9 protein-coding genes and 1 pseudogene are annotated in these 8,390 nt (G+C 42.6%); all 10 read left to right on the top strand.

What is annotated here, in order from left to right:
* Nucleotides 1-222 (top strand): annotated as a pseudogene (locus K6C05_RS05440) (hypothetical protein); the annotation flags it as partial.
* 978 nt (nt 223-1,200) lie between these two features.
* The gene (locus K6C05_RS05435) at nt 1,201-1,905 is read left to right on the top strand and encodes a glycosyltransferase family protein (RefSeq protein ID WP_296732208.1); all 705 of its coding nucleotides are present in this window, start codon (nt 1,201-1,203) and stop codon (nt 1,903-1,905) included.
* Between the two features lie 162 nt (nt 1,906-2,067).
* A complete protein-coding gene (locus tag K6C05_RS05430) occupies nt 2,068-3,696 on the top strand; it encodes a hypothetical protein (protein WP_296732204.1) in 1,629 nt (542 codons plus the stop codon).
* Between the two features lie 127 nt (nt 3,697-3,823).
* Complete coding sequence (locus K6C05_RS05425) at nt 3,824-4,114, top strand: zinc-ribbon domain containing protein (RefSeq protein ID WP_296732201.1); 291 nt, start codon at nt 3,824-3,826, stop codon at nt 4,112-4,114.
* A 121-nt stretch (nt 4,115-4,235) separates the two neighbouring features.
* On the top strand, nt 4,236-5,009 hold the full coding sequence (locus K6C05_RS05420) for a basic amino acid ABC transporter substrate-binding protein (protein WP_296732198.1): 774 nt from the start codon (nt 4,236-4,238) through the stop codon (nt 5,007-5,009).
* Nucleotides 5,010-5,373: 364 nt separating this feature from the next.
* Nucleotides 5,374-6,030, top strand: a complete 657-nt coding sequence (locus K6C05_RS05415) for an amino acid ABC transporter permease (RefSeq protein WP_296732196.1) — start codon at nt 5,374-5,376, stop codon at nt 6,028-6,030.
* A complete protein-coding gene (locus K6C05_RS05410) occupies nt 6,027-6,746 on the top strand; it encodes an amino acid ABC transporter ATP-binding protein (protein WP_296732193.1) in 720 nt (239 codons plus the stop codon). The genes K6C05_RS05415 and K6C05_RS05410 overlap by 4 nt, the downstream gene beginning before the upstream one ends.
* A gap of 263 nt (nt 6,747-7,009) precedes the next feature.
* Nucleotides 7,010-7,216: a cold-shock protein gene (locus tag K6C05_RS05405; RefSeq protein WP_296732205.1), complete on the top strand. Its 207-nt coding sequence runs from the start codon at nt 7,010-7,012 to the stop codon at nt 7,214-7,216.
* A gap of 232 nt (nt 7,217-7,448) precedes the next feature.
* Nucleotides 7,449-7,991, top strand: coding sequence for a ribosome-associated translation inhibitor RaiA (raiA, locus tag K6C05_RS05400; RefSeq protein ID WP_296732192.1), 543 nt, complete (start codon nt 7,449-7,451; stop codon nt 7,989-7,991).
* 169 nt (nt 7,992-8,160) lie between these two features.
* The coding region (locus K6C05_RS05395) for a hypothetical protein (protein ID WP_296732190.1) at nt 8,161-8,390 on the top strand (230 nt) is incomplete at its 3' end.

The following is an 8,390-nucleotide window of genomic DNA, read 5'->3' as shown; positions in this document are numbered from 1 at the left end:
CTTGGAGATATGGCGGCTCAGGACTCCGAAGAATATGTGGATATTGCAACGGCTTTGGGGAATAATCCGGAGCTTTTATTGGATTTGCGTACCCACCTGCGTGATATAATCAAGGCATCACCTCTTATGGATGAGGCTGGCTATACTGCTAAGGTTGAGCAGGCATATCGCCGGGCATTGGCTGATAAACCCTGGCTTGTTCAGGGATACAATAATCGCTGATAACAGACAGATACCCGGTTTATGAAAGAAAATATATCGGGAATTGATTCGGGTAGAAAAATGACTTCAAATAAAAAATTGGGTTTATTGAATTTTATACATGCTACGGATGAAAGTCTGAAGGTCCTCCTTATAGAGAATGTGGATTATCTTTGTGAGCTCAGAAGCTTGATGCCCAAGGCGGAGATTGCCGTGGTTATGGCACCGGACAGTTTTTTTGACGAAGAGGACTATGCCGGCTGCAATGTGGAATGGGTTCGGGTAAATTATCTTTCTGAACGGCTGCCACTACAGGAGGATTATTTCGATGTTATCCTGGGGGAAGAGCTGTTCCTGGAGGCTGGTAATCCCCAGGATATTGCTTCTGGTTTGGGATTATATTTAAAGGATACCGGCTGTTTGTTAACATCCTTTTCCAATGTAAGATATTGGCGGAATATAAAGGATTTGATGGATGGTCATTTTTATAATGTATGTACTCACGCCTTCACCCGTGATGAAATGATGTCGTTGTTGGGAGCATCCTTTTTTAAGGATGTTTCCTTTTTGCCATTGGAGGATAATCTCACTGTTGACAAGGAGTTTATTTCTTCACTTGAGGAAATGGGCTTTTGTAACAATACCGGTGATCTTGGGGTGCGCACCTGGCTCCTGCGTGCTACTAAATCAATAGCTGAAATCATTGCCCTTAAGGAGCTTTATACTCAATCGATCCGGCGAAAGCTGGTGACAGGCTTGCGCAGGGTAGAATATGGCATAGATGTCAGGGAGAATGTGGAAAGGCTATGGGAGCTTTTTGCAAAGGAAATGATTTTCCCGGCGTATGTTGCTGATTTTGCCAAACAGTCCATCATTCATGACAGGGATTTTGTAAATAATTTTGTAACCCGGCTATATGAAATGCACAGGGAGGAATGGGCAAATGAATTCCTCAGGGCTGGGGAGTTTGAATTCAACCCTGGGGCTGTGGATGCTTCACTGCCTGCATCTGACCATGCTGTTGCACCTGGTGGCCGGAAGGTAGCTTTTATTACCTGTGTCAATAATGAGGAATGGTACCATGAATGTAGCCTCTTTATTAATAATTTGATTGTACCCGAGGGCGTGGAGGTAGAGCTGATTCCAGTGCAGGGAGCGGCGTCCATGTGCAGCGGGTATAATTGGGGGATGCGGCATACTGATGCCAAATATAAGGTGTATCTGCATCAGGATACTCTTATCGCCAACAAAAATTTTATTGGGGATATGCTGCAAATTTTTTCTGATGATAATATTGGCGCCCTTGGTGTAATAGGGGCTAAAAGACTGCCGGCCAGTGGCGTCTGGTGGGACGCCATGCGGACTGTAGGTGAAGTGCTGCATGCCTGTGAGGCTGAAAGTGTTGTAGAAACTCATTGCCAGGAAATAGAAGGTGAATATGCTGAGGTAGAGGCAGTGGATGGATTGCTTTTTGCAACCCAGGTGGATTTGCCGTGGCGTGAGGATATTTTCACAGGATGGCATTTTTATGAAATTTCCCAATGTATGGAACTGCAGCGCAGGGGGTATAAGGTGGTTGTTCCAAGGCAGAAGGATTATTGGTGCATCCATTGTCCAAAGGAAAAACCTCTGGATAAAACATATAAGGCGTATCAGAAAAAATTTTTAAAGGAATATGGCAAAGAATTAGTTCCGGAATTTTAGAAGGATTTAATAGTTCCTTAACGAATAATCATACATGAAACATTTTTGGGGATGGTGGACAAATTGTGCGTCGATGAAAAAGAGGTCTCTTGGTCCAAAAAAGCTGAGATGTTTTTTGCTGATGGGGATATCTCAAACATGCGTGCATGTGGCCGTGAGATTTTGGATATAAATAAAAATAGTGCTGAGGGTTGGGCTGTTGTGGCTGAAGCGTCTGTGTATCTTCAGGAGTATGATAAAGCTGAAGAGGCGTTGGATAAGCTATGGAAGCTTAAGTCTCAAAAGTATGTCTCTGGAGCAAATTTGCGTGGGTTGTTTGCGACAGCGGCTTTTTATGGTGCACAATTTCAACTGGATAAGGCCATGACTGCTTATAAGCAGTTATTTTATAGATTTGAGACCGGCCTCAAGGCAGGGAGCTGGGATGAGCCCAGCTATAGCATAATGGAGCGTGGCTATGCTTTTTATGCTGATGCATGCCTTTTGGCAGGTGTACCGGATAAGGCTGCAGAAGCTGCTTTTAAAGCCAGTCATACTACAGGTGATCTTCAGCGTAAGGCTGTTTATCACGGCAAGGCCCTTTTTCTGACAAATTACAGGGAAAGCGGCACTGCCCGTCAATTGGAAAGACATAGGGAATATGGGGCGCTGTTGCGCACTGAAATGAAATTTCCCCATGACAGGGAAAAAAGGATGAATCCTCATTCTTTGCGTATAGGATATATTTCACCTGATTTTCGACTGCATGCGGCAGCATATTTTTTTACACCTCTTTTGAAGTTTGCCAATAAAAACCAGTTTTCCGTATATGCTTATTTTACCGGCAATGCTGACCATGTGACCCAGAGGTTCAAGGACATGGTTGATGTTTGGCGTGATGTTCAGAACAAAACTCCTTTTCAGATAGCTCACCAGATTTTTGATGACCATATTGATATTCTGGTGGATCTTTCCGGTCATAGTGAGAATAGCTGTTTGCCTGTGCTGTCCTACAGACCGGCTCCGGTACAGGTTTCCGGGATAGGCTATATTAATACTACTGGCCTTGATGAGGTGGATTATTTTCTGACGGATAGGGTTTGCTGCCCGGACGGGGATTTTGCTCGTTCCTTCAGTGAGAAACCGCTGCTTATAGGTGATTGTCATTTGTGCTTTAATCCTTTGACATTGCGCCGGTTAAAGGCGGTTGGACATGATACTCCGGCCAAGGCCAATGGCTATATTACTTACGGATGTTTTAACAATTTTGCCAAGGTGACTGATGATATGCTGCTTATGTGGCGCAATATTTTGGATGGTAATCCATCTAAGCTGGTGTTGAAAAATAAGACCTGCAGCATCGAATCCGGCCGCAAAATAATTATGGACCGTTTTCGGCGGATTGGTGGAGATCTGTCAAAAATCGAATTGCGTCCTTTCAGTCAGGATTATCTGGCGCAATATGACGATATAGATATTGCCTTGGATACTTCTCCGTATGCTGGTGGATTGACTACCTGTGATGCCTTGTCCATGGGAGTACCTGTGATTACCATGGCCGGATGGAGCCACGGTTCAAGATATGGGGAGACAATACTCAGGGCTGCCGGCTTGCCGGAATTAATAAGTAAAGATGATAGGACTTATGTCGGAAAAGCCATTCAGCTGGGACAAAAGATTGATCAGCTAAATGAGTTGCATCATGAACTTCCTGCGCAGTTACGGCAATCGCGGCTAATGGATAATAAGTCGTATATGATGGATATTGAGTCCGGCTATGACCGGATATGGAAAGCGTATTGTAAAGTTTAGCTTGCTTTTTTTCAGATTGCCATATATACTTGACGAGTAAGGATGTCTCTTTGTCCACCTGTAATTAGGTAAGATTAGTAAGAGTACAGATGGGATGTCAAAATTAAATAATGGGGGATTTTTTTTCATGGCTTTTGTAGATGAGACTTTAACGTGTAAGGACTGTGGCAAGGAGTTCATCTTTAGCGCAGGGGAACAGGAATTTTATGCTGAGAAGGGGTTTGAGAACAAGCCAGTTCGTTGCCGTGACTGCCGGGATAAAAGGCGTCGCAGCCGTGACGGTGAGACTCGTGAGCCTCGCCAGATGTTCACCGTAATTTGCGCTGAATGTGGTAAGGAGACGGAGGTTCCTTTTGAACCTAAGAACGACCGTCCTGTATATTGTCGTGATTGCTATCAGGCAAAGAAGAACGATTAATTTGTAGTTGATGTTGATGTCAAGAGGCCCGGTAGTGTGAGCTCCGGGCTTCTTTGTGCATAATGGGCATTTTTTAAAGGATGCGCATGGTATTAACCAGGATAAGGGAGGAAAAATTTACATGTCAAAGAAAATCTTAGTGTTATGTATGTCGGTTTTGCTGGCTGTCATGGCCCTTGCAGCAGGATGCGGAAGTGATAAAAAGGCTGCTGACGGCGAAAAAGTTTTGAAGGTTGGCACTAACGCAGATTTTGCACCATTTGAATTCCAGGGGGCTGATGCCAATGCCTATGAGGGATTCGATATGGATCTGATCCGTGCCATTGGCAAGGAAATGGGCTATAAGGTGGAAATCAATAATGTAGCTTTTGATGGATTGATTCCTTCACTTGAGGCTGGCAATATTGATGTTATTATTTCCGGGATGACTATAAATGATGAGCGTAAGAAGAAGGTTTTGTTCTCTGATTCCTATTACAAGTCCGGTTTGAGCATCATGGTTGCGAAGGACAATGAGGCTATCAAGGGCTTTAAGGACCTCAAGGGCAAGAAGATTGCCGTTCAGATTGGTACTACCTCTGCTGCTGAGGCAAAGAAAATTGAAGGCGCTCAGGTAAAGGAGCTTAATTCTTCAGCTGATACCTTTATTGAGTTGGCTGCCAAGGGCGTAGATGCAGTTATCAATGATCGTCCGGTTAACGACAGATACATTGTAGAATCCAAGAATGACAATGTTAAGACTCTTTCTGAGCTGTTGACCTCTGAGGATTATGGTATAGCCATCAACATGAAAAACACTGAGCTTCAGGGACAGGTTAATGCTGCTCTCAAGAAGCTGAAGGAGAATGGCGAGTACGACAAGATTTATGCTAAATGGTTTGGCGAGAAAAAATAATTATAACGAGCTTAAGATGTCTCCTTCTTGCTTTGGTGGGGATAATTAACCTATAACAGCTGGTGAGCATATCTCCCGGCTCGTTGCGACACGAAGTTAGTCCCTTTAGGGGGAACGCTAATTGGAAGATTTTTCTTCTTGGGGAAGAAAAATTTGAACAATGGCGTTATAAGCTGAATTAAAATTTATTCAGAATTCTTGAAAGGCTGTTGCTTTGGCGATGGCCTTTTTCTTTTGGGTGAAGGGTATAGAATATTGTTCATGATAAGAAGATTTTCCCTATGGTCAAATTGGAATAATGGCGTTATAATTATGTTATTATTTTGTAATTTTATAAATTTTTGTGAATGGTCGGGTGAATTTGATGAATTTTAATATTGACTTGATAATCCAGTCGTTTCCACTGCTTATTTTAGGTGCTGGGATTACTGTCCAGATTACCGCTATTTCTGTGGGATTAGGGCTTGTTATCGGTATGTTTGTGGGCATTGCCAGGATTTGCCGGGTCACACCGTTGAGGTGGCTGGCTGCTGTTTATATCGATTTTCTGCGGGGGACGCCTCTTTTGGTGCAGATATTCCTCATTTACTTCGCGTTGCCAATCATACTCAATCAGCGTGTAGATCCTTTTATTGCTGCGATTACTGCATGTGGTATTAATTCCGGTGCATATATAGCTGAAATTTTCCGTGCGGGTATTCAGGCTATTGACAAGGGACAGATGGAAGCAGGAAGGTCATTGGGAATGACCTGGGTTCAGACTATGCGTTATATCATAGTGCCTCAGGCCTTTAAAAATATTATTCCTCCGTTGGGCAATGAGTTCATAGCACTGTTGAAGGATTCATCCCTGGTTTCGGTTATAGGCTTTGAGGAGCTGACCCGCCGTGGCCAGCTGATTATTGCCAGGACATATGGGTCTATGGAAATATGGCTTAGTGTAGCTATTATTTATCTCATAATGACATTGGCAATTTCCAGACTTGTTGCTTATATGGAGAAGAGGTTGAAGACATCATGATAGATATTAAAGATTTGCGCAAATCCTTTGATGACCATGAGGTTTTAAAGGGTATAAACCTTCATATTAATCCCCAGGAGGTAGTGGTTATTATCGGACCATCCGGCTCCGGTAAAAGTACATTGCTTCGTTGCATGAATATGTTGGAGGTCCCTACCTCTGGCAGGGTGGTAGTAGATGGTATAGAGCTGAATGGAGAAGCCAATATTAACAAGGCCCGTGAAGAGATTGGCATGGTATTCCAGCGCTTCAATCTGTTTCCGCACATGACTGTATTGCAGAATATTACCCTGGCGCCCCGGAAGGTGCGCAGGATTTCACAGGAAGAGGCTGAGAAAACTGCTATGGAACTGTTGACCCAGGTTGGCCTGGCTGACAAGGCTGATGCGTATCCTCCTCAGCTTTCAGGCGGACAGCAGCAGCGTGTAGCCATTGCCAGAGCACTGGCTATGCACCCAAAGGTTATGCTCTTTGATGAACCTACTTCTGCATTGGACCCGGAAATGGTCAAGGAAGTTTTGGATGTTATGAAGGATTTGGCCCATAAGGGGATGACTATGGCGGTTGTTACCCATGAAATGGGATTTGCCAGGGAAGTGGGAGACCGGCTGCTCTTCGTGGATGATGGTATGATTATTGAACAGGGCAAGCCAAAGGAAGTATTTGAAAATCCACAGGAAGACAGGACCAAACTGTTTTTCTCCAAAATATTGTGATTTAGTTAAATAAAATTAGCCTTAATCGCGATTTTCAAAGTAACATATCTTTATAAATAAGAAGATAATAGGGCCATGATATTGTTGATTTTTTGTATAAGGAGATTATTATATTTAGTCTTTGCCTTTATTTACTTAGCTTTTTTTTGAATTGTCCTGTAAGTTAATGGTTTATTGCCAAAGTGTTGCATTACAAAGTTAAAAATGTTACACTTTACATGTTATTTCCGGTGGTGTTCACCGGGCAAGATTTTAGGAGGTTCATTATGGAAGGCAAGGTAAAATGGTTTAGCGCAGAAAAGGGTTATGGATTTATCGAGCATGACTCTGGTGATGATGTATTTGTACATTTTTCTGCAATTGTTGATGAAGGCTTTAAGACTCTGAATGAGGGTCAGGCTGTTGAGTTTGAGATAGTTGAGGGTGCGCGTGGTCCTCAGGCATCTAATGTAGTTAAGAAGCAGGCGTAATTCTAATTCTCAAATCTTATGTGCTCTGGGCATTGCCCGGGGCACTTTTAATTTTCTGTAATTTATTAAGCGCTGTTCATGGTTTTGATGGATCAAACCTGATTTATTAAGGCAGGAAATATTCATTAAATTTTTGGGGCCCGTAATTTAAATTTTTAAGGTTAACCCAGAAGGTATTTTATAGAATATGGAGAATATATCAAGTATAGAAACTTGGAAAGGGGATGTTAATATGACAACATTCACTATCAGAGGCAAAAATGTAGAGATTACTCCGGCTTTGAGAGATTATGTGGAGAAACGAATCGGAAAGATTACCAGATATTTTGATTCGGTTGGTGAAATCTCTGTTTTGCTAAGTGTTTTAAAGGAACGTCATATGGTAGAGGTTACCGTTCCTGTTCAGGGTGTTCTTTTACGAGGCGAAGAGGCTTCTCATGATATGTATGCTTCCATCGACTTAGTGATTGAAAAACTGGAGAGACAGATCCATAAGCATAAAACCAAGATGCAGAGAAGATTCCGCGATGGTACCTTGTTGGATGAAGCCTTTGCTGCACCACCGGCTCAGGCGGCTGATGATGATGATGATTATCCTATAGTGAAGCGCAAGAAATTTATCGTTAAGCCTATGGATGTTCAGGAAGCTATTATGCAAATGAACCTGTTGAATCATGATTTCTTCGTATTCAGGGATGCTGATACTGAGGATGTCAATGTGGTTTACCGTCGTTCAGATGGAAAATATGGTTTGATTGAATCTGATAACAGATAAAATTTATCGGTTGTAAGATCGGTAAACATAGTGAAGGGCTGCTGCTCATAGGTAGTGTGGGCGGCAGCCTTTTCATTTGCTTAGCTTTTGTTCTTTTTGACTTATATAGGATAGTTTGTTAAACTATTTAGAGGTATGTATATATCCAATTTGTTAGGAGTGAGTATTGTTGTTAGGTATCTTAAAAAGATTTTTAGGCGATAATAATGAAAAAGAAATAAAACGGATGAAAGCTATTGTAGAGCAGATTAATTCCTATGAGGACGGATTAACTGAGCTCAGTGATTCTTCCCTTGTCAGACATACAGATAAATTTAAGGAGCGTCTTGCCAATGGTGAGACCCTTGATGATATTTTGCCTGAGGCTTTTGCCGTGGTCAGGGAAGCATCCCGCCGTGT

This window comes from Anaerovibrio sp., assembly GCF_024697385.1.
GTDB lineage: Bacteria > Bacillota > Negativicutes > Selenomonadales > Selenomonadaceae > Anaerovibrio.
Note: the sequence above shows the minus strand (reverse complement) of the source record. Positions and strands in the feature narration are given on the sequence as shown.

What these genes read in the sequence shown, in the direction of transcription:
- K6C05_RS05425 (WP_296732201.1), top strand. Translation starts at nt 3,824, where the DNA reads ATGGCTTTTGTAGATGAGACTTTAACGTGTAAGGACTGTGGCAAGGAG.
- K6C05_RS05420 (WP_296732198.1), top strand. Translation starts at nt 4,236, where the DNA reads ATGTCAAAGAAAATCTTAGTGTTATGTATGTCGGTTTTGCTGGCTGTC.
- K6C05_RS05415 (WP_296732196.1), top strand. Translation starts at nt 5,374, where the DNA reads ATGAATTTTAATATTGACTTGATAATCCAGTCGTTTCCACTGCTTATT.
- K6C05_RS05410 (WP_296732193.1), top strand. Translation starts at nt 6,027, where the DNA reads ATGATAGATATTAAAGATTTGCGCAAATCCTTTGATGACCATGAGGTT.
- raiA (WP_296732192.1), top strand. Translation starts at nt 7,449, where the DNA reads ATGACAACATTCACTATCAGAGGCAAAAATGTAGAGATTACTCCGGCT.